Source organism: Thermobacillus composti KWC4, assembly GCF_000227705.2.
GTDB lineage: Bacteria > Bacillota > Bacilli > Paenibacillales > Paenibacillaceae > Thermobacillus > Thermobacillus xylanilyticus.
The window spans coordinates 1,237,386-1,262,494 of the sequence record NC_019897.1; the positions used below are offsets into that span (position 1 = coordinate 1,237,386).

General features: G+C 58.5%; 28 protein-coding genes, 1 pseudogene and 1 riboswitch. Of the genes and pseudogenes, 26 read left to right on the forward strand and 3 right to left on the reverse strand.

Features of this window, described 5'->3' with window-relative positions:
- The first annotated feature begins 256 nt into the window (after positions 1–256).
- From THECO_RS05750 to THECO_RS05810, 13 genes are all read left to right on the forward strand, one after another.
- Complete coding sequence (locus tag THECO_RS05750; protein ID WP_015254112.1) at positions 257–2,077, forward strand: sensor histidine kinase; 1,821 nt, start codon at positions 257–259, stop codon at positions 2,075–2,077.
- A gap of 118 nt (positions 2,078–2,195) precedes the next feature.
- Positions 2,196–3,923, forward strand: a complete 1,728-nt coding sequence (locus THECO_RS05755) for a type 2 periplasmic-binding domain-containing protein (RefSeq protein ID WP_041854217.1) — start codon at positions 2,196–2,198, stop codon at positions 3,921–3,923.
- Positions 3,924–4,054: 131 nt separating this feature from the next.
- Complete coding sequence (locus tag THECO_RS05760; RefSeq protein WP_015254114.1) at positions 4,055–5,023, forward strand: ABC transporter permease; 969 nt, start codon at positions 4,055–4,057, stop codon at positions 5,021–5,023.
- Positions 5,024–5,038: 15 nt separating this feature from the next.
- Positions 5,039–5,968: a carbohydrate ABC transporter permease gene (locus THECO_RS05765; RefSeq protein WP_015254115.1), complete on the forward strand. Its 930-nt coding sequence runs from the start codon at positions 5,039–5,041 to the stop codon at positions 5,966–5,968.
- 137 nt (positions 5,969–6,105) lie between these two features.
- Positions 6,106–6,645 carry a hypothetical protein gene (locus THECO_RS20455; protein WP_015254116.1) on the forward strand — a complete coding sequence of 180 codons (540 nt, stop codon included), beginning with the start codon at positions 6,106–6,108 and terminating at the stop codon, positions 6,643–6,645.
- Positions 6,646–6,728: 83 nt separating this feature from the next.
- Positions 6,729–6,917, forward strand: a complete 189-nt coding sequence (locus THECO_RS05775) for a hypothetical protein (RefSeq protein ID WP_052835839.1) — start codon at positions 6,729–6,731, stop codon at positions 6,915–6,917.
- The gene (locus THECO_RS05780) at positions 6,910–7,764 is read left to right on the forward strand and encodes an aminoglycoside phosphotransferase family protein (protein ID WP_015254117.1); all 855 of its coding nucleotides are present in this window, start codon (positions 6,910–6,912) and stop codon (positions 7,762–7,764) included. Before THECO_RS05775 ends, THECO_RS05780 begins: the two co-directional genes overlap by 8 nt.
- 46 nt (positions 7,765–7,810) lie before the next feature.
- A complete protein-coding gene (locus THECO_RS05785; protein WP_015254118.1) occupies positions 7,811–8,797 on the forward strand; it encodes a small ribosomal subunit Rsm22 family protein in 987 nt (328 codons plus the stop codon).
- Between the two features lie 40 nt (positions 8,798–8,837).
- The gene (locus tag THECO_RS05790; RefSeq protein WP_015254119.1) at positions 8,838–9,296 is read left to right on the forward strand and encodes an NUDIX hydrolase; all 459 of its coding nucleotides are present in this window, start codon (positions 8,838–8,840) and stop codon (positions 9,294–9,296) included.
- 97 nt (positions 9,297–9,393) lie between these two features.
- Positions 9,394–9,807, forward strand: coding sequence for a cupredoxin domain-containing protein (locus THECO_RS05795; protein WP_015254120.1), 414 nt, complete (start codon positions 9,394–9,396; stop codon positions 9,805–9,807).
- A 198-nt stretch (positions 9,808–10,005) separates the two neighbouring features.
- Positions 10,006–10,131, forward strand: a complete 126-nt coding sequence (locus THECO_RS05800) for a hypothetical protein (RefSeq protein WP_015254121.1) — start codon at positions 10,006–10,008, stop codon at positions 10,129–10,131.
- Between the two features lie 13 nt (positions 10,132–10,144).
- Complete coding sequence (locus THECO_RS05805; protein ID WP_015254122.1) at positions 10,145–10,612, forward strand: cytochrome c oxidase subunit II; 468 nt, start codon at positions 10,145–10,147, stop codon at positions 10,610–10,612.
- 50 nt (positions 10,613–10,662) lie between these two features.
- Positions 10,663–12,336: a b(o/a)3-type cytochrome-c oxidase subunit 1 gene (locus THECO_RS05810; protein WP_041853819.1), complete on the forward strand. Its 1,674-nt coding sequence runs from the start codon at positions 10,663–10,665 to the stop codon at positions 12,334–12,336.
- Positions 12,337–12,395: 59 nt separating this feature from the next.
- On the opposite strand, the gene THECO_RS05815 is transcribed toward THECO_RS05810, so the two are convergent.
- Positions 12,396–12,998, reverse strand: coding sequence for an aminotransferase class I/II-fold pyridoxal phosphate-dependent enzyme (locus THECO_RS05815; protein WP_157373532.1), 603 nt, complete (start codon positions 12,996–12,998; stop codon positions 12,396–12,398).
- Positions 12,999–13,332: 334 nt separating this feature from the next.
- Positions 13,333–13,436: riboswitch (cyclic di-GMP riboswitch) on the forward strand.
- A gap of 62 nt (positions 13,437–13,498) precedes the next feature.
- On the opposite strand from THECO_RS05815, the gene THECO_RS05820 reads away from it, so the two are divergent.
- From THECO_RS05820 to THECO_RS05850, 7 genes are all read left to right on the forward strand, one after another.
- Positions 13,499–13,876: a DUF4279 domain-containing protein gene (locus THECO_RS05820; RefSeq protein ID WP_041853820.1), complete on the forward strand. Its 378-nt coding sequence runs from the start codon at positions 13,499–13,501 to the stop codon at positions 13,874–13,876.
- Between the two features lie 479 nt (positions 13,877–14,355).
- The gene (locus THECO_RS21615) at positions 14,356–14,865 is read left to right on the forward strand and encodes a hypothetical protein (RefSeq protein ID WP_157373533.1); all 510 of its coding nucleotides are present in this window, start codon (positions 14,356–14,358) and stop codon (positions 14,863–14,865) included.
- A complete protein-coding gene (locus THECO_RS05830; protein WP_015254126.1) occupies positions 14,783–15,385 on the forward strand; it encodes a hypothetical protein in 603 nt (200 codons plus the stop codon). The genes THECO_RS21615 and THECO_RS05830 overlap by 83 nt, the downstream gene beginning before the upstream one ends.
- A 36-nt stretch (positions 15,386–15,421) precedes the next feature.
- On the forward strand, positions 15,422–15,676 hold the full coding sequence (locus tag THECO_RS05835) for a hypothetical protein (protein WP_015254127.1): 255 nt from the start codon (positions 15,422–15,424) through the stop codon (positions 15,674–15,676).
- Positions 15,633–15,992 (forward strand): hypothetical protein, encoded by a 360-nt coding sequence (locus tag THECO_RS05840; RefSeq protein WP_015254128.1) that lies wholly within the window; start codon positions 15,633–15,635, stop codon positions 15,990–15,992. Before THECO_RS05835 ends, THECO_RS05840 begins: the two co-directional genes overlap by 44 nt.
- 148 nt (positions 15,993–16,140) lie before the next feature.
- Positions 16,141–16,989, forward strand: a complete 849-nt coding sequence (locus THECO_RS05845) for a hypothetical protein (protein WP_157373534.1) — start codon at positions 16,141–16,143, stop codon at positions 16,987–16,989.
- Positions 16,990–17,031: 42 nt separating this feature from the next.
- Entirely contained in the window at positions 17,032–17,232 is a 201-nt protein-coding gene (locus THECO_RS05850; protein ID WP_015254130.1) for a hypothetical protein, read from the forward strand.
- A 24-nt stretch (positions 17,233–17,256) separates the two neighbouring features.
- On the opposite strand, the pseudogene THECO_RS05855 reads toward THECO_RS05850, so the two are convergent.
- Positions 17,257–18,399 (reverse strand): annotated as a pseudogene (locus THECO_RS05855) (IS3 family transposase).
- Positions 18,400–18,886: 487 nt separating this feature from the next.
- On the opposite strand from THECO_RS05855, the gene ltrA reads away from it, so the two are divergent.
- The 3 genes from ltrA (at position 18,887) to THECO_RS05875 (ending at position 21,423) form a co-directional block, all read left to right on the forward strand.
- Positions 18,887–19,882, forward strand: coding sequence for a group II intron reverse transcriptase/maturase (gene ltrA, locus THECO_RS05865; RefSeq protein ID WP_269724215.1), 996 nt, complete (start codon positions 18,887–18,889; stop codon positions 19,880–19,882).
- A gap of 247 nt (positions 19,883–20,129) precedes the next feature.
- The gene (gene ric, locus THECO_RS05870; RefSeq protein WP_015254133.1) at positions 20,130–20,846 is read left to right on the forward strand and encodes an iron-sulfur cluster repair di-iron protein; all 717 of its coding nucleotides are present in this window, start codon (positions 20,130–20,132) and stop codon (positions 20,844–20,846) included.
- 25 nt (positions 20,847–20,871) lie between these two features.
- Positions 20,872–21,423: a hemerythrin domain-containing protein gene (locus THECO_RS05875; RefSeq protein ID WP_015254134.1), complete on the forward strand. Its 552-nt coding sequence runs from the start codon at positions 20,872–20,874 to the stop codon at positions 21,421–21,423.
- Here the strand turns inward: THECO_RS05875 and THECO_RS05880 are convergent.
- Positions 21,415–21,810, reverse strand: coding sequence for a DUF488 domain-containing protein (locus THECO_RS05880; protein ID WP_015254135.1), 396 nt, complete (start codon positions 21,808–21,810; stop codon positions 21,415–21,417). The genes THECO_RS05875 and THECO_RS05880 overlap by 9 nt on opposite strands.
- Here THECO_RS05880 and THECO_RS05885 point away from each other — a divergent pair.
- The 3 genes from THECO_RS05885 to THECO_RS05895 all read left to right on the forward strand — a co-directional run bounded on the left by THECO_RS05885 (position 21,809) and on the right by THECO_RS05895 (position 25,080).
- Positions 21,809–22,336, forward strand: a complete 528-nt coding sequence (locus tag THECO_RS05885; RefSeq protein ID WP_015254136.1) for a nitroreductase family protein — start codon at positions 21,809–21,811, stop codon at positions 22,334–22,336. The genes THECO_RS05880 and THECO_RS05885 overlap by 2 nt on opposite strands.
- Entirely contained in the window at positions 22,333–22,566 is a 234-nt protein-coding gene (locus THECO_RS05890; RefSeq protein ID WP_015254137.1) for an aspartate/glutamate racemase family protein, read from the forward strand. The genes THECO_RS05885 and THECO_RS05890 overlap by 4 nt, the downstream gene beginning before the upstream one ends.
- A 222-nt stretch (positions 22,567–22,788) precedes the next feature.
- Positions 22,789–25,080 (forward strand): rhamnogalacturonan lyase, encoded by a 2,292-nt coding sequence (locus THECO_RS05895; RefSeq protein ID WP_015254138.1) that lies wholly within the window; start codon positions 22,789–22,791, stop codon positions 25,078–25,080.
- Positions 25,081–25,109: the final 29 nt, after the last annotated feature.

Here is a 25,109-nt window from a genome sequence, read left to right on the forward strand (position 1 = left end):
ATCGCAGGTCACACGCATTCTGAGCCGGCTTCCGATGATTCGGAGCTGGTTTCGCTCCACAATATAGACAGTATAGGCTATCCGGGAAAAGCAGACTTTCTTTTCGGATATCGGCCTGCTCACCCGAAGGTCCGGCATTCCGCATGCCGGGCCTTCATCCATGTTCATGACAGTTTTTGGCTATTCCTTGATCGATCGAATCAGGTATGATAGAGATGCGCATGAACGGAATCGTATAGGGACAAGGGGAGAGATGATGAGATTGTCGCTGCTGCCGAGACTCGACAATATCCGCCTGCGCAACAAGATGCTGATCGTGTACATTTTCTGCGTGCTGCTGCCGATCGTGCTGACCAACGTCGTCTTCTACCAGGTGACGACGAACAATGTGAAGAACCAGCGCATGCGGGACATCTCGCGTGCCCTCGAACAGGTGCGGAACGAGTTCCGGGGGGAAATCGACGTCGCGGTCCGGGTGTCCGACGTGTTCATCACGGACTACCTGCTGAACGAGATTCTGGAGACGGAGTATGCGAGTCCGCTGGACTACATCGCCGCGTACGATTCGTATTTCCGCAAGATTTTGAACAGCTACACGCCGCTCTACACGTCCATGCAGAACATCAAGATCTATCTTGACAATCCGACGCTGCTCCATTCCGGGGGAGTCGGCAACCTCACGTATCAGGTCCGGAATTCCGACTGGTACCGGGCGCTGGAGAAAGTGAAAGGTTCAACGCCCGTCCTGATCCGGACGGCGCGCGAGAACCGGATCCAACCTGCAGCGAACGTCCGCGACACCTTCGTCATCGTGCGCCGGATGAACAATCTGGCCTATTTCGGAACGAGCAAGTGGGAGAAAATTTTGAAGATCGAACTGCGCCCCCAGGCGATCGAACAGGTATTCTCCAACCTCAACCTGAACGGCCACATCTACCTGCTCAACGAGTCGGGCCAGGTGGAGTACGCGACGGATCCGAATGTCAACTGGCAGACGGAGACGATTTTCTTCCACGAACTCGCGCTTCCGGATGATGCGATCGAATTCGCGACCGCTTACAACGGGGTTGAATATCTGGACAGCTGGAAGCTCGTCGGCGTGATCCAGGAGGAGGAAGTGTTCCGCGAGGTGCAGAAGCCGCGGGAATTCATCGTCTGGCTGGCGCTGATCAACCTGCTCGTCTCGACGGCGATCATCTTCTGGGTCTCCCGGTCGATGAACGTCCGGCTGATTAACATTCTTCGCCACATGAAGAAGGTGAAGAACCAGCAGTTCGTGCCCATCGAGCACCGGGAAACGCTGGATGAGATCGGTCAGCTGCAGAACGAATTCAACCGCATGACGATGCAGATCAAGAGTCTGATTCACGACGTGTACATCGCCGACATACGCAGGAAAAGTCTGGAGATCGAGCATCGCAAGGCCCAGTTCAATGCGCTGCAGAGCCAGATCAATCCGCATTTCCTGTTCAATTCGCTGGAAACGATCCGGATGCGCAGCCTGATCAAGAACGAGACGGAGACGGCCCAGATCATCCACAAAATGGCCAAGCTGCTGCGTTCATCCCTGACATGGAACAAGGACCGGATCAAGGTCGAGGAGGAGCTCGAGTTCATCCACTGCTTCCTCGAGATCCAGAAATACCGCTTCGGTGACCGGCTTACCTACCGGCTGGACGTCGATCCGGAAGCCCGGAGCGTGATCATCCCGAAAATGGTGTTCCTGCCGTTCGTCGAGAACGCGAGCATCCACGGCATCGAACCGATGAAGCACGGCGGCGAGATCGATATCACCATCCGGCGCAGCTCCCACGATCTGGAGTTCTCGATTCGGGACAACGGCGCCGGCATGAATCCGGAGCAGGTGGAGCGCTTTTACGGCTATCTGGAGAACGAGGCGGAGGAACTGGGCGAACGGATCGGCGTGCAGAACGTGATCTACCGGCTCAGGATGCTGTATGGCGACAGGATCCGGCTGTTCATCGACAGCGCACCGGGCCAGGGGACGTGTATCCGGATCACCCTGCCCGCGCAGGATGAGGCGGACGGGTCCGCGGCCCTCCTACCGCGGACATAAACAGACATTAAATTTTTTAAGCATGACCTTTAGTTTGGTGGGTAAACAAAGCGCGGGACGGGGCATTATACTGAAAGTGCTTACAATCCATCCTGAATTGAAAGGGGTTCAGAAAAAAGTGTCGAAAAAGAGATGGCTTGCTTCGACGTTGTCCCTCATCATGGTGCTGGCCCTCGTCCTGACGGCCTGCTCGGGCAAGAAGGAAGCGGGCAACTCGAACTCGGGAGCTTCGGGTTCCTCGCCAACCTCGAATTCCTCCGATTCCGGAGGCGACAGCGGCGGCGCGGCGCAGGACAAGGTCACCTTCACAATGTTCGTCGCCGTCCAGGGTGAGAAAGACGTCAACACCAACGAGACGGTCATCGGCAAGAAGCTTGAAGAACAGACCGGCGTCAACTTCAAGATCGAGCATCTCGTCGGCGACCTGCAGACGAAGATCGGCACGATGATCGCGTCCAACGATTATCCGGACGTGCTCGTTCCGGACGACGGAATCGAGAACGTCATTGAAGCGGGCGGCTTCATCGACCTGACCCCGTATATCGACAACGACAAGTATCCGAACATCAAGAAGGTGTACGGTCCTTACAAGAACCTGATGAAATGGGATGACGGCAAGATCTACATCTTCCCGTTCTCCACGGTGGTCGGGGAGTACAATCCCGATCCGAACATCAACCAGGGCGCGTTCTGGGTGCAGCGGCGCGTGCTGGAGTGGGGCGGCTATCCGAAGATCAAGACGGTCGAGCAATATTTCAAGCTCATTGAAGATTTCGTGAACGCGCATCCTGACGAAGACCTGATCGGTTTCGTAACGCTGACCGATGACTGGCGCTTCTTCGCCACCACGAATGTGCCGAACCATCTGGCCGGCTACCCGAACGACGGCGAAGTCATGGTCGACATGCAGACGCACGAGGCCAAGATCTACGCCGGCACGGATTGGGAGTACCGCTGGTACAAGAAGCTGAACGAGATCAACGCGAAAGGCCTGTTCGACAAGCAGTCCTTCGTGGACAACTACGACCAATACATCGCGAAGCTGACGTCGCACAAGGTGCTGGGCTTCTTCGACTACGGCTGGCAGGTCGGCACCGCGAACAATGCGCTGCGCGACGCCGCGCTTGCGGACCCGTCGCTGGACGGTTACCGGTACTTCCCGCTGCCGGTCGTGTTCGATGAAAACATCAAGGACCAATACCTCGACCCGCCGGGATACGTCGCCAACCGCGGCTTCGGCATCACGTCGAGCGCGAAGGATCCGGAACGGATCATCGCCTTCATCGACACGTTGCTTTCGGAAGAGAACCAGATTCTCGTCAAGTGGGGCATCGAAGGCGAGACGTATCTGCGCGACGAGAACGGCCGCATGTACCGGACCAAGGAAATGGTCGACAAGATGACGCAGAAGTTCAACGAAGACTACGGATTTACCGTATTCGACTGGGATTGGCCGCACTACGGCACGAACTCGACGCTGTCGGACGGCAACGCCGCATCGCCGGGGCTGCAGCCGGAAGTGTTCCAGATGACGCTCACCGACGCGGACAAGAAGATTCTGTCGGCCTACGGCGTGCAGACTTACGCCGAAATGTTCGCCGATCCGGACGAGCGTCCGTGGTACCCGGCATGGGGCTTCGCGAAAGACGAACCGCGGCAGCTGTTCGAACAGCAGAAATCCGACCTTCAGCGGAACCACATCCCGAAACTCGTGCTTTCGAAACCCGAGGAATTCGACAAGGCCTGGGATGAGTACACGAAAGCCCTGGGCAAACTCGACGTCCAGGGATACGAACAGTGGTTTACGCAGAAAGTCAAGGAAGTTGTCGCCAACGCGCAAAAATAATCAGGCTTGCCTGACAAATCGAGCAAAGGCCGGCTTAACTGCAAAAACGCCGCTAAGTCCGGCCTTTCTCTCGTTATTTTCAAGTATCGCGATCCCCGACCGGCGGACCGGTGTGTAAGGAGAGAAAGACGATGGACAACAACCATGTGCTCACGGGCGTGTCCGTGGCCGCAGAGAAAAAACCGAGGGGATTGAAACGATTTTTCAAGCTGCTCTATCAGCAACGCGCGCTCGTCCTGATGTCCGTGCCTTTCGTCATCTGGCTGTTCATCTTCCGATACTTGCCGATCTGGGGATGGACGATCGGGTTTCAGAACTTCAAGCCGGCCAAAAGTTTCTGGGAGCAGGAGTGGGTCGGTTTCTATCATTTCGAGTTCCTGTTCGGCGATGAGCGTTTTCTTCGTGTGTTGCGCAATACGCTTGTCATGAGCACGATCAATCTGGTGCTCGGTTTTGTTACGGCGATCACCCTCGCCCTGTTGCTTAATGAAGTGCGCCACCTCGTGTTCAAAAGAGTGGTGCAGACCGTCAGCTATCTGCCGCACTTCCTGTCCTGGGTCGTCGCGGCGGGCATCATTCGTGTCACCCTTGCGCCGGACGGCATCATCAATGAACTCTTGATGCGCCTCCATCTGATCGATGAAGAACTGCTGTTCCTCGGGATCGGCGAATGGTTCTGGGGCATTTACGGCGCCAGCATCGTCTGGAAAGACGTCGGATGGAACACGATCGTCTACCTTGCCGCGATCACGATGATCGATCCGACGCTCTACGAAGCCGCCGAGATCGACGGCGCGGGGAGATTCCGGAAGATCTGGCATATCACGCTGCCCGGCATCCGGCCGGTCATCACCGTGCTCCTCATCATGAACATCGGATATTTGCTGGAGTCCGGATTCGAACCGCAATACCTGCTCGGCAACGGCATGAACATGGACTATTCGGAAAACCTTGACATATTCGTGCTGAAATACGGCATCAACCAGTTCAACTACTCGCTCTCTGTGGCGGCCAGCATCTTCAAGACGGTGGTCAGCTTCATCCTGCTGTTCGCCGCCAACAACCTGGCGAAACGCATGGGCGAGACGAGACTGTACTGAGGGGAGGCGTCACACATGGCCGAAATGACAATCGAGAAACCGAGACGGCGGCGTGTCCGGATGTCCCTCGGCGACCGCATCTTCGACGCGGTGAACTACACGCTGCTCTGCCTGCTGATGGTCGTGACGCTCTATCCGTTCCTGAACACGCTGGCCGTGTCGTTCAACGACGCGACCGACTCGCTCCGCGGCGGCATCTACCTCTGGCCGCGAAAATGGACGCTGGAAAACTACAAGTTCGTGTTCGAGGAAGCGACGATCTTCCAGGCCACGCTGACTTCCGTGCTGCGCACCGTGATCGGCACCGTGCTGACCGTGTTCTGCTCCGCCATGGTGGCCTACACGATCAGCCGGCCGGAATACGTGCTGCGCAAGTTCGTCACCATCGCGTTCATTCTGACGATGTACATCAACGGCGGGCTCATTCCGACGTACCTGCTCATCCGCGATCTCGGGCTGATCGGCAGCTTCTGGGTGTACATCTGGCCGGGGCTGATCGGCGTGTTCAACCTGATCATCATCCGTTCGTTCATCGAGAACCTGCCGGACAACATCCTGGAATCGGCGAAGATCGACGGCGCCGGCGAGTTCCGCACCTTCTTCTCCATCGTGCTGCCGCTGTGCACGCCGGTGCTGGCGACCGTGGCGCTGTTCACGGGCGTCTGGCAATGGAACTCCTGGTTCGACGTGTTTCTGTACAACTCGTCGTATGAGCATTTGAGCACGCTACAGTATGAATTGCAGAAGATTCTGCAGTTCTCGAACGCCAGCACCCGTTCCGTCGACTTCACCGCCGCCGGGGCGCAGCAGGGCCTCAGCCAGGTGACCCCGTATGCGATCCGCGCGACGATGACAATCGTGGCGTCCGTGCCGATCATCATGGTTTATCCGTTCCTGCAGAAATATTTCGTGAAAGGCATGATGGTGGGCGGCGTGAAGGAATGACGGGCCGCGGCAATTTCGTGCTTCTGCTCGCCCGGGTTTGAAGGTATAATTTTATAGAAGACATGGGGCCGGCCTCTTGGGTTCTGAGCGATCTGAGGGCCGGTTCTCGTTTTCAGAAAATGATGCAGGGGTGCCGGATGAAGCGTGTCATTCTGATCGGGGCGTTGCTGCTCGTCGCGGCGGCAGCGGTTGGTCTCGCGTATTGGTTTTATCCCAGAACGGTCGATTTTGAGGCCCAGGGGATGAAGTATCGGCTGGGCACAGAGGCAGCGGTGGAGGAGAGGCCGCTCAAGGTAAGCATTCAGGGAAAAATCTACCGCAATTTCAAAGGCGAACGGACGTTCAAAGGCACCATCGGGCTGGAAGGCGAGGACATCCCGGTACCCGAGGATCAGCGGACGGTGGAGCTCAAAAGATACCGCAGCTTTAATGCCTATGCGTTAACTTACCCGTTTATCGAAAACGGAAAGCCGCGCATCTATTCGCAGGGAACGCTGTTCGTCAATGACGACTTCAGTAAAATCGCGATCGCGTTGTTTGAACATGAAGGCGACGAGGGACATTGGGGCGCCGATGACGGGCTGGTGATCGCGGCGCCCGCGTCGAACCGGGCAGAGGCCGTCGCGCTGTCCAACGAGGTGATGCGGGAATTTCTGCAGGGCCTTGTGCTGAAGTGATCCGGACTTTCGCCGGCCATGCATTGCATGTATAATGATGGGAAACGCCGGGCGAAGGAGCCGGCCGGTTTCTGGTCGAGACGATGCTCTCCATCGCCGGGCGGGAACACAAGCTGCGCGAACTCAGGCTCGTCTGCCACAACACGAACACGCTGGCGCTCCGGCTCTATTGGCGCACGGGGTTTGTGCCGTATGATCTGGAGGAGACGGTGGACGGCAGCGGACGGAAACTGATGCGAATCTTGATGAGGAGAGCGCTGAGCGATGCTTGATCGATTGCGCGGCATCCGATGGATGGCCGAAAGCGAAATGACCGTAAGATTGGCAGAAGCCGGGGATTCGGACATCGTTCCGCTGGCTCCGGGGCTGGAAGCCGAAGTCGCCCTGATCCGGCTGGAAAACGCCGAATGCGTCCTGAAGATCTGGAATCGCCATTCGAAGCCGGATATCGGGTTCCAATACCGGCTGCTCCGGTCCCTGCGCGACCGGGGGATGCCGGTCTCAAGGCCGCTGGGCTGGGGAGTGGACGCGTCCGGCAACCAGGTGCTGCTGACTTCCTTCGACGGCACGGCCATTCATGAGTCGGATGCGGACAAGCTGCGTCGCATCGCCGGCCTGCTGCTGGATGTCCATCGCTGCCGCATCAACGATGTGGAGATGCCGCGGTTTGATTTTGTCTCTTACTTCTTTCCGGACATTGAAGGGCACCCGGATCTCAAGTCCGAGCTTGCGCGTCTGGTCGAGCTGGTCAAGCCGCGGCAAGACACCGTCATTCACGGGGATTACAATTTCAACAACATCTTGGAGGCGGAAGACGGCAGGCTGACGATCATCGACTGGACGAACGGCCAGCTGGGCGATGCGCGGTACGATATCGCCTGGTCCGTCTTCCTCGCCGATCTGTACACGGACGATGAGCCGGCCGCCATTTACCGGTCGGCGTTTCTGTCCGGCGGAGGATACCGGGCGGAGGAGCTGGAGCCGTTCGAAGCGATCGCCCTGCTCCGGTGGATGCTGCTGGACCGGCTGGTCGGCATGCCGCGCACGGAGAAGACGGACGGACGGCTCAGGCGCATCTTGGAAACCAATCGATACATCAACCGTATGGCATGGCGCTGAACCGGAGGGTCCGCATGGGAACGGTTCACGGAGAAAGGATGCAGGCATGGAACTTCCGCAACAACTGAGATTGGCCATCGAGCGGCATATTCAAGGAATGAATCATGCGAAACTGAAACGGGATCTGCAGTCGCTGAGCGAGCGCTATCGGACCGCCGGCGGCAGAGGCCGGAGGCTGCTCACCGAAGATGCCGAAGCGGCATCGTACGCGATCGCGCGCATGCCGGCGACATACGGCGCCGTCGCGGCGGCGCTGAACTATGTGCTGGAACGGACGCCGGAGCGGCCGGAGACGCTGCTGGACTGCGGCGCGGGGACGGGGGCCGCCTCCTGGGCGGCCGACGCGCTGCTGGGTCTGCGCGCCGTCACCTGCCTGGAGCGGGAGCCGGCCATGATCCGGCTCGGGCGCAGCCTGGCGGCCGATGCATCGCCCGCATTGCGGAACGCGGACTGGGTCCGCCGCGACCTCGCGAAGGACGACATTCCGGAGCGGGCGGAGCTCGTCCTCGCCTCCTATGTGCTGAACGAAATGAACGAAGCGGACCGGGCGGCGGCGGTCGTGAAGCTGTGGAACGCGGCGGAGCGCATGCTGCTGATCGTGGAGCCGGGCACGCCGGCCGCGTATCGCGGGCTGATGGCGGTGCGCGAGCAATTGCTCCGGCTCGGCGCCCATCTCGCCGCGCCGTGTCCGCATGCGTCGGCGTGTCCGATGGAGGGCGAAGACTGGTGCCATTTCCGCTGCCGCATTCCGAGAAGCCGGCTGCACAAGCAGCTGAAGGACGGGGCGGCGCCCTACGAGGACGAGAAATTTTCGTATCTGGCCGTGACGCGCGAGCCCTGCGGGAGGGCGGAGGCGCGGATCATCCGCCGCCCGCGGATCGACAAGGGGCGGATCGGCCTCGAGCTGTGCACGCCGGACGGCCTGCGCAGCGTGGACGTGCACAAGAAAGACGGAGAGCTCTTCAAGCGGGCGCGTAAAGCCGAATGCGGCGATGCGTTCAGCGCGCCGGGTGCCGGCGGGACCAGAAGCTGATCCTGCGCATTGCAGGACCGGGCGGAAGGAAGGGAAGCCAATGGGTTACATTATGGAATTGCGCCGGTTCGTCGGCAGCCGCCCGCTCATCATGGCGGGAGCCGCCGTCATGGTGCGGGACGGCGAAGGCCGGCTGCTGCTCCAGCGGCGGGCGGACACGGGCGATTGGGGCACGATCGGCGGCGCCATGGAGCCGGGCGAGTCGTTCGAGGAGACGGCGGCGCGGGAGCTGTACGAAGAAGCCGGGCTTCGCGCGGCATCGTTCAAATTTGTGGCGCTGCTCTCCGGGAGGGACATGTACTACCGCTATCCGAACGGCGACGAAGTATACAACGCGCTTGTGGTGTTCGAGGCCGAAGGCGTGACCGGCGAGCCGGCCGTGAGCGACCACGAAGGACTGGAACTGGCCTGGTTTCACCCGGGCCGCCCGATTCCGGAGCTCAATCCGATGGCCGAACGAATCTTGCGCAAGGCGGGTTATGTAACAGAACGTTCATAGATTCGCGATCCGGTTGTGACATTTGTCACACAGACGCTCCCCTTCTGCATCTACAATGGGATCAGTTCCGAGAAACGATGACAGGGGAGTGCGGAGAATGAAAAAATGGTTGAAGATGTTGTGTCTGGCCGTGGGCGTGTCCATGATCATTTCGGCCTGCGGCGGCGGCAATTCGGATAACGCAGGCAGCAGCAACAGCGGCTCCGGCAACAGCAGCTCCGGTTCCGAACAGTCCGCATCGTCGGGCGAGACGAAGTCGTTCGAGATCAAAGCGAAGAACTGGGCATTCGAACCGACGGAGATCCGCGTGAACAAGGGCGACACCGTCGAGATCAAGCTGGTCAATGAAGAAGGCTTCCACGAAGTGGAGATCAAAGGCTACGGCAAGAAGATCAAAGCCGACGAGTCGATCACGTTCACGGCCGACCAAACGGGCGAGTTCGATTTCATCTGTTCCGTCTTCTGCGGCACCGGCCATGACGACATGATCGGCAAGCTGATCGTCGAATAACAGGCTTTATTCAAGGCATCATCCCTCAAGAGGCGGATGCATTCCGACGGAATGTGTCCGCTTTTGTTGTTATCCGAATATTTCGACGATTTGTAACAAAAACGACGAAAATGGCCGATGCTATTGTGATTTATCTCACAATGACCGGGAATACGGGCCATTACACTTACGGTAAAAAACGAGGAAAGGGTGAACCGTATGTCCCGGGACCGAAGCGATAAAGAGAAGGACACGCTGAAAGGCACGTTCACGTCCGTCATGCTGCTCGGCGGCTTCATTGCCCTGTCGTGGCTGGGGGTTTTCATTCTTTTCATCAACAGGTAGGGGGTAGCGCATCATGCATATTCATCGTCTGGAGAAAATCTGGCTGGCCATCGGCATTGCGATGCTGTTCGTCTTCCTGGGCGTGATCGGCGTCGGCGCGTTTGCCATGGGGATGCAGCCGCCGACCGGCCACCATACGATCGATCCGGAGAAAGTAAGCGAGACATACCCGTTCAACAACCCCGGCCTCGAGCAGGTCGGCGAGAACGAGTACAACGCCTACATGATCGCTTACGCGTTCGGTTTCAATCCGGCGAAGATGGAAGTGCCGCTCGGGGCGACGGTGCATTTTCAGGTGACCAGCCCGGATGTCGTGCACGGTTTCCAGATTACGGGCACGACGGTCAACCTGATGGCCGTGCCGGGTGAGGTCAACCACTACACGTACAGGTTCGACAAGCCGGGCGAGTACCTGGTGCTGTGCAACGAATACTGCGGCGCGGGCCATGAATTCATGGCGACGACCATCATCGTGAAATGAGACCGACAATACCGAAACGGAGAGGATGATCGAGCGTGACTGCTACTGTGATGCAAGCGTCCGCTGCCGACAATAAACGGCCGTTCGACGGCAAAGATGCGAAGCTTGTGCTGGCGCATCTCCTGGTGGCCTTCACGGCGCTTCTGCTCGGCGGCGTCGCGGGCGTGCTGCAAGGGCTCGTCCGCGGCGGCATGATCGAGCTGCCGTCGGAGCTCGGCTACTATCAAATTCTTACCGCGCACGGCGTCCTGATGGCGCTGATCTTCACGACGTTCTTCATCATCGGATTCCTGTATGCCGGCGTCAGCAAGACGATGGGCGGCAAGCTGCTCGGCGTCGTGAGCCGGATGGGCTGGGCCGGTTATGTCCTGATGACCATCGGCACGATCCTCGGCACCATCATGATTCTGGCGAATGAAGCGACGGTACTGTATACGTTCTACGCGCCGCTGAAAGCCAATCCGTTCTTCTACATCGCGCTGGTGTTCGTCGTCGTGGGCAGCTGGATCAGCGGGTACGGCATTTTCGCTCAATACCGGTACTGGCGCAGGACGCACAAGGGCAACGTCAGCCCGCTGTTCGGCTTCATGGCCGTCGCCACGATGCTGGTCTGGCAGATCGCCACGATCGGCGTCGCGATCACGGTGCTGTTCCAGTTCATTCCGTGGTCGTTCGGCTGGGTGGAGAAGATCAACATTATGATCAGCCGGACGCTGTTCTGGTACTTCGGCCATCCGCTCGTCTACTTCTGGCTGATGCCGGCGTACATGTGCTGGTACATCTGCATACCGAAGATCATCGGGGGCAAAATATTCAGCGACTCAATGGCGCGGCTGTCGTTCGTCCTGTTCATTCTGTTCTCCATTCCGGTCGGATTCCACCATCAATTGATGGAACCGGGCATCGCACCGATCTGGAAGTACATTCAGGTCGTCCTGACGTTCATGGTCGTCATTCCTTCCCTCATGACCGCGTTCGCGATGTTCGCGACGTTCGAGCAGACCGGCCGGGCCAAGGGCGCGCGCGGGCTGTTCGGCTGGCTGAAAACTTTGCCGTGGGGTGACGTCCGTTTCTTCGCGCCGTTCATGGGCATGCTCGTGTTCATTCCGGCCGGCGCGGGCGGCATCATCAACGCGAGCAACCAGATGAACGCGATGGTGCATAACACGCTGTGGGTGACGGGGCACTTCCACCTGACCGTCGCCACGACGGTCGCCCTGACGTTCTTCGGCGTCGCCTACTGGCTCATTCCGCACGTGCTGGGCAAACAGCTCACGCCGCGGATGAACCGGCTCGGCATCATCCAGACGGTCATCTGGCTGATCGGGATGTTCTTCATGTCGGGATCCATGCATACGGTCGGCCTGTTCGGCTCGCCGCGCCGCACGGCGTACACGACGTACGGCGACCATCCGGACGCGGTCTTCTGGATGCCGTATCACGTGGCGATGGCGATCGGCGGTACGATCCTGTTCATCGGCGTCATCCTGATGTTCTGCAACATGATCGCCCTGATGCGCGCGCCGAAAGGCGACGAAAAAACCGCGGCCGAGTTCCCGATCGGCGAGACGGCTGACGCGGCCGAACCGGCGCCGAAGTGGATCGAGCGCTGGGGCGTATGGGTGGGCATCCTCGTGGTGCTGATCCTGTTCGCGTACACGGTTCCGTTCGGCGATATGCTCATGAATCCGGCGCCCGGATCGAAGCCCTGGGTGACGTGGTAATACACTTCAACGCTGCAACCTTCAAATGGCGCTTGCCCGGCCACGGCCGGGCAAGCGCTTTACTTCATTTTCCGCACATACTTTGATATCTGTTCAAGTCCGGCCTGCAGAACTTCTGTACTGCAAGCATAACCGATGCGGACATGCCCTTCCATATCGAAGCACGCGCCAGGGGTCAAAAAGGCGCCGGTATTCGCCAGCAGACCTGTACAGAAATGAACAGAAGGGACCGGGAATTCGTATTTCAGCAAGGCTGTCGTTCCCGCACGCGGTTTGACATAGGAAAAAGCGGCTTCCTTTTCCACCCATTCATCCAGGAGGGCCAGGTTGTCCCGCAAAATTTTGCGTCTTCTTCTCAAGATCTTGTCGTAGTTCTTCAGGGCATGGACAGCCAGCATTTCGTTCAATATCCCGCAACTGATCGTGGTGTAGTCGCGGTGCTTCATGCATTCCGTGATGACTTCCTGCGGAGCGGCAATCCAGCCGAGGCGAAGGCCTGCAAGGGAGAGCAAATCGTCATCCTGGAGCAAGTTCATACAGACTTCATCACAAAGTACATAAGCTCCGCACGATCGTGCGATCTCCACAATTTGTTCCAGGATATCCCGTTCCATCATCAGCGGTGATTTGATCAAAGAGGAGATAAGAAAGGAAGAACTCATCCCTTTGCACCGGTTTACGCAAACATTGGATACCTATGTGATTACACGCAAGGATTGTTCTGATGAAATTACCATTCAGGCCTTTGTCGAACTGGTAACGGAAGGGTGGGACGAAGCAGCTGAAGCAACTTAGCGGTGTGGCCGGCAAGCTCTGTTTATGGGCCAAAAGTCTCGATCACGGGTTGTTTTTGTCTGCAGAATAGTCAAAAAAGCTCAAAATGGTGCGAATATGGACATTGGTCTTGATCGCGTGGCAAAAATTGACGATAAAAACGAATGAGAGGAACTTCAGATCGGCAGGTCCCGGACGGGACTCCAACCTGAAAAACCAGGCAAAGAAAAGAGGTAAACCCGTACGAAAGTCGGGGACGCAAAGCCACGGGTCTAAAGCGTGGGACTATGACGTCCGGATCACGCCATGACAGCCGGGCTGCTCTAAATGGTGGTGATGAAGGATGGGACATGCCGTTGATCATGCCTTTTTTTCAGGTGACGCAAGTTTGATCATCCGGGGAGAGACGCTTGATTTCGATGAAATCACGCGAAGTTTGAATGTGGAGCCGGCGAGATGCCTGAGAAAGGGCGGAAAGGTGTCGGTCGGCGGCAAGAAAGTGTCCAAGGATTTCTGGATGTACCGGGTGAAAATGCGCGGCAACGACCCCGTCGGCTCGCTCATGCAACTGCTCAAGGAGCTGGAACCGAACATCGGGTATATCCATCATCTGTCCGACAGCGGGTACGATGTCTGTCTGCGGATGTATTATCAGTCCGAGCTGGGGCAGATTTATTTTGAAATGCCGAACGAATTGCAAGCCTTGATCGCCAAATTCAAGGTTCGCCTGGAGTTCTCCATCTTGTCCTGGGGCGGGGCGGTATAAAAGCAGTTATAAATCGAAACCTCGTGCGAGTGATTCGACTCCGCGGGGTTTTTTTGATTCATGCAAAAACCGGCGGCGGGCAAAATGGGCGAAAAATCACGTCTCAGCGGCGACAAGCTGGTGTTGAGTGCGGCGGACGGCTCCGTCTCCTTCATCGAGCTGACCGGACCGCAGGGCGGCGGGGTGCCCGGCGTCGTGATCCCGCCGGCATCCGGCGATGGTTCGGCCGGAAGCAAGAAGCGGATCGGCCCGGCGGGCGGCGAGCTGGCATCCGAAGACGGACAAGCCCGGCTGCGGATTGCCGAGGGCACGTTCGCCGAGGATACCGACGTGAGCCTGGAAAAGGTGGATTTGGAGTCATACGTCCTGACGGATGAGAAAGGCCGGAAGCTGCAAGGCTACGAGGCCTGGCAGGTAAGCGCGGATGCCGCGTTCGGCCGGAGCGCGGAGCTCGTGCTCGGCTATGCCGCGCAGCCGGAATGGCTCGCGGTGCGGGAGAAGCGGGCATTTACGTCTACGACGATGCGAACGGCCATTGGACCTATGTCGGCGGCATCACCGCGGACATCGAGCACACGGAAAGATGGGACGGCAAGATCAACGGCGTGCCGCTGCCGGAGGAGCGCTACACGATCTGCGCGTCGCCGGCGGAATATGACGGCACGGGCGTCTACTACGGCCAGATGGCCAGCTTCGAAATCGTGGGCTCCCGGCAGCCCAAGGCGCCGGGCGCGCTGACGGTCGAACCGGCGGCATCGGGCATGGTGAAGGTATCCGGCAACGCCGAACCGAATACGACCGTGCGGCTGGACAGATCGCGCAAATTTCCGCCAAGGCGGTCAAGGATGGCCGGGAGTCCAGCTATTCCGAACAGGTTTCGTTCATCCGGGCTCGAGGATGGGCTATATGGGCAAAGCCGCGCCGGTCGTCCGAGGCGAGGAGGACGAAGAAGAGCCGGACCCGGGCACGGGCGGTCCGGTGCGCATTGATCCGGAGAACGGCCGCGACATTCCGGAATCGGACAAGGTGCTGCTGTCCGGCACGATGCACAACCTTACCCATGCTCCGGCCTACCGGAAGGTCGAAGGGATGCAGCCGGTCATCGGCAACTATTTGAACAAGCTGATCGACCGTATGGAAAGTGACATTACCGGCTATAAGGCGTCCGCGATCTCGTGCAAGTCTTGCGATGTCGCTGACATTCAGAACGCCATTGCGGGGAGCCAGGCCGATCCGGTCATCATTCAGGCGGGGCATCTGAACCTGGACAGCGACGTGACGTTCGGCAGCCCGACGAAGCCATTTGTCCTGCTGGTTCAAGGCATGAATACCAATCAGGCGAACGCGGTGACGATCTACGGCACGCTCATCGCGGAACATGCGCTGAATGCCAACCAGGGCACGAAGCTGACGGCCGCGGCGGTCGGCGGCAAATACGGCAGCGTATGGGTCGGCGGGCCTGTGCATTTGAACAATGACTCGAATGTGACGGTCTCCGACACGCTGTAAGCGGGCAACCTGACGTACAACAACGGCACGCTGCAGATGAACGCGCGGCGCGTCGTCGTCGAAGGCCAGATGCATATCAACACGAATGTGGAGATGAACATCTCCGGCGAAATGGTCGTCGGCGCTATCGTCTCCAACAATCAGGTCGGCAATCTGAACATCACGGGCGGGGATCTGTACGTTCGCGACAACGTGAGCGTCAACAACAACCTGAACGTGACGACGGGCGGCGTGTGGGCGATCGGAAGTGGATCTGCGAAACAGGAAGATCGTCATTCACACGCTGGATGAACGCGAGGATCGGGCTGAGTACACGGACATCGTCTTCGAAGGCGTGCTTTGTCATCAGTTCGGACACCATTTCCCGGGCAGTATTCTGCTGGGGATCTTCGAGCAAGAGTCGGACCGCTTTTTTGCCAATGAGCAAATTCTGAATTTGCTTGAACAAGGCAAGAACCACGGCTGGCCGGTCATGTTCAGCAACATCACGGAATTGAAGGAGAAGATCAACCGGGAGCTATACAAGTACATCGAGATTCTGGTCTCCTACGGTTTCAACGGATGGGTCCTTGCTCAAAATTACAGCAAACAAGCCAATCCAATCTGAGCTCCGACACACAGGCACATCTCCCGGGCTTCTCCATCACGATTTCGCTTGAAAAGAAACTTTCCCCGGATTAGAAAAAACTTTTTATAGCCGCAAACAGTCTAATGTAATGATTGGAGTAAAAATGTCCCGCGCTCGGGTGGTCGGCATGACGCGATTAGCATTGGCCCTTTTTCTCCTGTTATTGGTGCTGTCCGGCTGCACACAGGCAAACGAACCGGTGAATGAGCCGGTACAGCCTGTTGTTGAAGATGCCATCGATCGCAACGGGGTAGACAAAAGGGAAGTTCCCATTGATCCCGGTCTCGTCAATAGCGGAACTGACGCCGCCCCCGAAGAATCCCCGCATGTACTGGCCGCGATCGATGATGCCGAAACATTCATTGAGGCCGTAAAGGCGAGGGACGCGGATCGGCTTGTTCAATTGCTTGGCGTCACCATGCATTTTATTGGCACGCGGATGGACCATGAAACGGCGGAAACTGTCATCGAGGGTTTCGCAACCAACTTTGATATGGATTCCCTGACGGTAACCATGAACAGAGAAGGAATTGCATGGGGACCTGCATACGGGCAATACGAATTCAAACTGTCCGACAACCGGGGTGAGAACCGGTTCGAACCCTGGTCCGATGAGGACCGGTTGTTGATCCGCTATGAGGAAAACGGAACTCGAATCTTCTACAATCCATATATCCGATATTTTCCTTTTGCGGGTGAAATGGTCTCGCACTACATGGAACTCATCCAGGCGGAAGACGCGGACGGGTTGGCTGTTTTTCTGAATCCGGACGACATCGTGGTGCCGATCTGGATCGCGGAAGAAACCATCGACAACTACAAGCAATTCCTGAATGGCGACAGTCCGAACATCCGCTATTTGAATCGTTTCTTCTTCGTCGTGGCCAATGACCGTAACGAGGAACACAGGATTCAGGTGATTTTTGGCGACGGACTCATGGGGATCAGGGACGAATTCATTCCCGAGTTTCAGTAAGAAGGGGTCATCACCGTGTTGTCATGTACGGAGGCACGCAAGGTGCTGTTTTCTTTTTTGAATCGGGAAATGCCTGTCAAGGAATTCGAGAAGTGGTTGTACGAGCATGATGAATTGGAGTGTTGCGCCCCGCTCGAGGCGTATCGTGAACTCCTGGCGATCGATTATAACGGCAAGTACGCCTATGATGTTATCAGGAAGATCATCGACGTGGGGGCCTGTGAGCTGGACCTCTGTCAATAGATTGGACAGCCAGAATCGAGAAAATTACGCAGCTTGATCGTACATTTGTTCGTATTCAACGGGTGTAAGATACCCAATTGCAGAATGAACGCGTTTGCGATTGTAGAAGAACTCGATGTATTCAAAAATCCGACTTTGGGCTTCCTTGCGGGTTCTGAACTTCTCCAGATAGACGAGTTCCTTTTTGAGCACGCTGTGGAACGATTCGATGCAGGCGTTGTCATAGCAGTTGCCCTTGCGGCTCATGCTGCATTTCATCCCGTATTTCAAGAGCCGTTTTTGATACTCATGAGATGCGTATTGGCTGCCGCGATCGGAATGATGCAGGACTTCGCCTTTCGGCCGTTGACGGTTGTAAGCCTGATCCAGAGCTTGCAGGACCAATTCCTTGGTCATTCGCTCGCCGGCGTGCCAGCCTACGATTTTGCGCGTGTACAAGTCCATCACGCTCGCGACATAAAGCCATCCCTCGTCTGTCGGAACGTACGTGATGTCTGCCATCCAGACTTGATTGGGAGCTTGTGCCGTGAACTGCTGGTTCAGCACATTGTCATGCACCGGCAGATGGTGGTTCGAGCTCGTCGTCGCCTTGTATTTCTTGACGGTGCGCGACTTGAGCCCCAATTCCTTCATGATGCGGGCGACCGTTTTCTCGGATACCCGAACGCCTTGCTGGCGCAGGACATGAGTGATTTTCGGGCTGCCGTACAGGCGACGCGAGTCCACAACTAATCTGTTGTTCCAGTTCTCGGCGACGTTTCTTTCACTCGCTTTCCTGACGTCTGGTCCATTGATAGTAACCGCTCCGGGATACGTTCAAAACCTTGCACATCTCCGACACCGGATACTTGGAGCGGTGTTTGTGGATAAACGCAAAGATCAGTTCCGGTCTTTTGCGAAGATGTGCATCGCCTTTTTTAAAATCTCGTTCTCCATCTCGAGTCGGCGGATTCGTTTCTGCATTTCGAGAAGGGTTTTTTCTTCGATTTTCAAGTTGCCGCTGCCGCGAAACGCATTGACCGGATCCTGTTTGAATTCGTTGATCCAGCGGTACAGGGTATTGTCGGATACGCCCAATTCCCGAGCAGCCTGCGCCACCGGCTTCCCCTGTTCTTGAATCATTTTCACGGTTTGGATTTTAAACTCTTTGTCGTATTTCTGACTCACCTTCGGACACCTCGTTTTTGCTAGGTTTATTGTCGCATTCTCGATTCTCGGTGTCCACTATTTAGTCTAGCACCAGTATCGACGAAAGTACCTGTCAGAGACAGGGCGAGCAACATGTCAGGCCGTAACATCAAGTGAATCCTGCCGCGTCGTCAAAAAGGCCTCGCAAGAGGGAAAAGAGGAAGCCGAGCCCCGCGTACATGGGCGAAGGCCACGGAAGCTGCCGGGAACCTGGAGCGGCAGCGAAGAATCCTCCGGCGTAGAGGGAGCGGCACGACATGAAAGAAGATACCGTGAACTGGGGAGACCCTCCCCTGCACGGAACAATTCCGTAAAGAGGCACTCTATAAGCCCAAAAGGTGAAGTGAGCGGCCTGCAGGAAGGGAGTCCGAGGGGGTTATAGTACCGAGGAACGCAGGACAACACAACCTGCGGGAGGGAAGGACCCCTGCTTTGTTCAAGACGCGACGATTCCACGCACTAGTACATCCCCAAGGCGGACGGGAGGAAACGGCCGCTTGGCATACCGACGATACGGGACCGTGTCATTCAGATGGCAACCAAACTCGTGCTGGAACCAATCTTTGAAGCGGATTTCCAGGACTGTTCCTTCGGCTTTCGCCCCAAGCGTGGAGCGAAGCAGGCGCTGGAACGCATACGCAAAGCCTGCAACCGGAAAGGGAACGGGGTAGTCGACGTCGACATCCAAGGATACTTCGACAACATCAACCAAGAGAAACTGATGAAGCTGGTAGAAATGCGCATCAGCGACCGAAGGGTCCTAAAGCTGATCCGGCAATGGCTCGGGGCAGGCGTGATGGAGGAAGGGGACGTCAAACGTTCGGACCTCGGCACACCGCAGGGAGGAGTGATCTCGCCGATATTGGCGAACATTTACCTGAACTACTTCGACCGATTGTGGGAAAAGCACGGGAAGGAAGTCGGGGTACTCACCCGGTACGCGGATGATTTTGTCATCGTGTGCAAGACGAAGAAAGACGCCCGGCACGCCTGCCAGTTGGTTAGGGCAATTATGGAACGTCTGGAACTGACCTTGCACCCGACGAAAACGCGGATCGTGGGGATGTGGACAGGAGAGGAAGGGTTTGACTTTCTTGGACTGCATCACCGGAAGGCGAAAGCGGCGACGTCGCGGAACCAGGCGTATTACACCACGCAGCAATGGCTGAGCGCGAAAGCGGAGAAGCACATTCGGGAAGTGGTGAGAGAACGGCTTGGAACGGCGACCATGCGGCATAAGTCGATTCAAGAACACGTGGACTGGTTAAATCCGAAGATTCAAGGATGGAAGAATTACTACATGACAGCATACAGCCATCGCAAGATGGCGAAGCTGGACTGGTATATTCTTATGCGGTTGACGCGCTGGTACGCGAAAAAGCACCAGCGGCGGAACTGGCGTAGTTGCTGGCACAAAGTGAAACACATTGCCAATGTCTGTGGACTAAAGAAGCTCTGCTAGTTGCATGCACATGAATGACGAACATCGGAAAGCCGTATGAGGGAAAACCTCACGTACGGTTTGACGAGGAGGGGCTGGAATCCCCAGCCCTTTACTCTAGCACTTTGCGCGGTCTGCGGGAAGCGGCGGCATGTTAATTTTTGCAAACTCCATTTATTGGTGACCCATGTCACATTAATGAAGGCGCAAGGGCGGTACACTGATGGCGAAACCCTCAATCTTTTTTTCCGAAAGGGGAGGACGGAACATGGAAGAGGCGTTCAACGGTTCCGAACGGATCGGCGACATCGTGGCCGGATTTCCCGGCGCCGGCAATCTGATGAAAGAATACCGGATCGATTTCTGCTGCGGCGGTAACCGCACGTTGTCCGCGGCGCTGGAACAGCGGCAGATTGACAAGAAGGCCTTCCTCGAACGGCTGAATGAACTGTACCGGCAGGCTCAGGCGAAAAAGACGCAAGCAACGGACTGGCGCGAAAAAACGTCATCCGAACTGATCGACCATATCGTGCAAACCCATCATGCCTATCTGCGCGAAGAGCTGCCGCTGCTCAGCGAGTTCGTCGCCAAGATCTGGCGGGTGCACGGCGAAGCGCATCCGGAGCTGGAAATGCTGCATGACCGGTTCCATCGCATGAAGGAAGAGCTCGAGCAGCACCTGGTTGCGGAAGAGGAAGCGTTGTTTCCGCTGATCCGCAAGGCCGAACAGTCGGGAGCGCAAGTTGCCGCTGCGGAGGCGGCGAAGGCGATCGAGGAGATGGAAGACGACCACAGCGCGGTGGGCGATTTGCTGCAGGAGATGCGTGAGATTACGCGGGACTACCTGCTGCCGGAGGACGCGTGCCGGACGTACACCCTTGCCTTCAGGAAGCTGGAAGAGCTGGAATCGGACATGTTCGAACACATCCATCTGGAAAACAACGTGCTGTTCCCGCGATACAAAATCGCAAGCGATGCCCATTGAAAAACCTTGTGAAGGAGTGAACAAAATGGAACAAAACTCGCATCATTGCGGCGCGGCGATGTTCGGAGGACGGGGACCGGCGAAACTGTGCGAGCCGCTGGCCCGGCTGCAGCTCGAGCACGGACCGCTCCGGGAGCAGATGAACGCGTTCGCCCGGGAGGCGGCGGAGATCGGGCAAGACGGCGGAATCACGGATTGGAGCGGCCGGCTTGCGGAGTTGAAGCGGAAGGTGGACGCCTTCGTCAGCGAGCTGGATCCCCATTCCGAGCGCGAAGAAGGGACGCTTTTCCCGCTCATGGCAAAATACATCGGCAGGGAGACGGGGCCGATCGCGGTGATGGAATATGAACACGATCTGGCCAAGGCGAACCTGAAGAAGTTCCGCGAAGCCGTGGAACAGCTCGAGGGGGCGGTGGATGCCGAACGGGCGAAGGACATCGCGTCCTACGCGATCCAGGCCCACGCCGTCCTGACGGAACATTTCATGAAAGAAGAGAACGTGCTGTTCCCGATGGCGGAAAACATACTGAATGAGGAAGAGAAAGCCGAGCTCGGCCGCGCCGTCGGATTAGCCTGAAGTCTTCGGATTCAGGCGGCGCTTGAGCCAGTCCCGCAGCACGACGGCATGGTTGTGGATGGGATCCTTCGCGGCATAGACGAGCGTGACGGTCTGCCCGCGGGCTGTCTCGCAGATCCGATCGGCAAGGCCGAGGCGAAGCGGATCTTCCGACAGTTCCCGCTCATAGCTGGAAGCAAACTCCTCAAATCGCTCCGGTCGGTGGCTGAACGAGGTGCGCAGTTCGGGACTCGGGGCGATTTCTTTCATCCATTCGTCGATGGATGCCGCATCTTTCGAAACGCCGCGCGGCCAGAGACGATCGACCAGAATGCGCACGCCGACTCGGAAGGAATTGGATGAAATACAAGATTCGGCTACAATGAAGAGAAAGGAGTTGATGCCCATGGATGTGTTGGCGGCCATTGAGAAGCGCCGCGAGATCACGCAGTTCAAGCCTGATCCGATTCCGCGGGAGATCCTGGACAAGCTGTCCCGGGCGCTGTACCTTGCTCTGAGCGGCAACAACCTGCCTTCCCGCGAATTCATCCTCGTCACGGAGAAGGACATGCTCCGAAAGCTGACGCCGACCACGCCGTATATGCAATGGCTCGAGCAGGCCGCAGGCGCGGTCGTCATCATCGCCGATCCGGCGCTTAGCAAGTACTGGCTGCAGGACGCGTCGATCGCCGGCGGGTTTGTCTGGCTGACCGCCGTGTCGCTCGGGCTCGGCGCCGTGTGGGGCGCGGTATATCACGCCGAGGATGCGGCCGAATCCGCCAAGCGTGAGAAGCATGTCCGGGATCTGCTGGGCATCCCCGACAAATACAGGGTCGTGGCGATCATCGGGCTGGGATACCCCGCCGTGGAGCCGCCGCCGAAAGAGATGTACCCGCCGGAGCGGGTCTTCCATGAGGAGAAGTTCACGTCATGAGAACGATCGGGCTCCTGGTCGGCATGAGCCGGCAGTCGACGATGGAATACTATCGGATCATCAACGAAGAGGCGGCGCGCCGGCTCGGCGGCCTGCATTCCGCGAAGATCGTGCTGTACAGCGTCGATTTCAGCGAGATTGAGGAGATGCAGCGGCGGGGCGATTGGGAAGCCGCAGGAGCGCATCTGGCGGAAGCCGAGAGCGCTGTTAAGATGGCATTGAACGGCTGACATGCCGAACACTCCCCGTTTGAGGATGCTGCCGCGTGGATACCGCGCCGCAGCATCCCGCTCTTTCCCCGGCATCTGCACCGTGAACCCCCCGCCATAACGCCTTCTGCAAAAAAATCTCAACCCCGCAAAAAAATCCAATCCCCCGAATGCCCGAACGCAAAATTGTACGATTGCCTGCAAACCGCGCCGCCCTTACCCTCGGAGTCGGGAGGGAGCAACTTGCCGACGAACGAGAGACACACGAACCCGCAGGCGGGCGGGCAGGCAGCCCGACAAGCCATCCAAATGGAAGCGCTTGATCGCGGACTTAGGGGCGTAAAGACGGAAGAAGGCATCTTCCTGAGCTGGCGCCTGCTCGGGTGGGAAGCGGCCGGCCATACGGACCGGGGCATGGCCGGACCGTCCTTCCGCATTTACCGGGACGGCGTCCGCATCGCCGAAGTCGAACATTCCACGAACTATATCGACAAAGACGGAACCGTCGACTCGCATTATTTTGTATGCGCTGTCATGGACGGGCGGGAGATCGACCGCAGCCGGGAAGTCCGGCCGTGGCCCGCGCCGTACCTGGAGATTCCGCTGAAGAAGCCCGGGGACGGCGTCACGCCGGACGGCAAGCCGTACACGTACGCGGCGAACGACATGAGCGTCGGCGACGTGGACGGGGACGGCGTGTACGAGTATTTCGTGAAATGGGACCCTTCCAATTCGAAGGACGTGTCCCAGACCGGGTACACCGGCAATGTCTGCCTTGATTGCTACCGCGAAGACGGTACGCTGCTCTGGCGGATCGACCTCGGCGTCAACATCCGCGCGGGCGCCCACTACACCCAGTTCCTCGTCTACGACTTCGACGGCGACGGCCGGGCGGAGCTGATGTGCAAAACAGCCCCCGGGACGAAAACGATCCGCTTCGGAACGGACGGCGAGCCTATGCGAGAGGGATACATCACCATGCCGCCCGAAGACGCGGCGGCGGGGTACAGCCACGCCGACGACTACCGGATGAGCGCCGCCGATTACGCGGAGCACATCACACAGCTGTTCATGCGCTGGCACGAGCACGAGGAAGTGAAGACCGGCCGCTGGCCGCAGCGGGTGGAAGAGGCGCTGGGCTGGGACCGCCGGTTCCGATACCCGCTGTCCCGCGCGGACGCGGAGCAGCTGCGCGACTACTTCTTCGACGTCTACGCGCCGAGCCGCAGCCCGCGCAACCGGCTGCGCGCGTTCGTGGGATTCATCCTCGGCGGGCCGGAGTATCTCACCGTCTTCGACGGAGAGACGGGCGAGGAACGCCATACCATCCGTTACAAGCCCGGCCGGCACGACGACGGCCTCATGTGGGGCGACTACGCCTGGCATCGGATCGAGCCGGGCAACCGCGTCGACCGGTTCCTCGCCGCGGTCGCGTACCTGGACGGCATCAGGCCGTATGCCGTCTTCGCGCGGGGCTACTACACGCGCGCGGCGGTCGTCGCGTACCGCTGGGACGGCCGGCAGCTCCATGAACATTGGAGCATCGACAGCGGCTGGGTGCCGATGAACAACCCGTTCGGCGACACCCTCCATGCGGAGGACGGCCTCGATCCGCAATACGGCGCGCTGGCGGGGCAGGGCGCCCACTCGCTCGCCGTCGCCGACGTCGACGGCGACGGCTGCCAGGAGCTCGTCTACGGCGCGGCGACGATCGACCACGACGGCACGCTGCTCTACGTGTCGCGGGGCGAGATGCCGCCGAATAGCGCCGCGCCGGGCAGCCTCCGAAAGCTCGGCCACGGCGACGCGCTCCACGTCGCAGACATCGACCCCGACCGGCCGGGGCTCGAAATCTTCATGGTGCACGAAGGCGGACGGCACGCCCCGTACGGGTTCGCGCTGCGCGACGCGGCGACCGGCCGCGTGCTGTTCGGCGCCCCCGCCGAACAAGACGTCGGCCGCGGCATGATCGGCCAGGTCGATCCGCAGCATCGCGGCCTGCAGGTGTGGTCGTCTGCCGACCACGCCGGCCGCGAGCCGTTCGGCCTCATGACGTGCCGGGGCGAACGCATCGCCGTCACGACGCCGGGCACGAACATGAACATCCGCTGGGCGGCCGACATGACGACGCAGATCATCTCCGGCACGTTCGATGAGCCGGCCGCCATTGACGACTGGCGGCGGGGCCGGCTGCTGACAGCGCACGGCACCCGCACGAACAACGGCACGAAGGGCAACCCGTGTCTCGTCGCCGACCTGTTCGGCGACTGGCGGGAGGAGCTCGTCGTGCGCACGGCGGACAGCTCGGCGATCCGGATCTATATGAGCACCGAGCCGACTGGCCGTAAGTTGTACACGCTGATGCACGATCCGCAATACCGGGTCGGCATCGCGAACCAGAACGTCGTGTACAACCAGCCGGCCTATCCGAGCTTCTATCTCGCGTCGGATATCGACTGGGCGAAGGTGCCGGTCCCGGACATCCATGCGCCGCGCGCCTCCAACCCGTCCGACAGGGAGGTGACGGCCGGATGAAGTCATCCGCGACGACCGCCGCCGCGCGG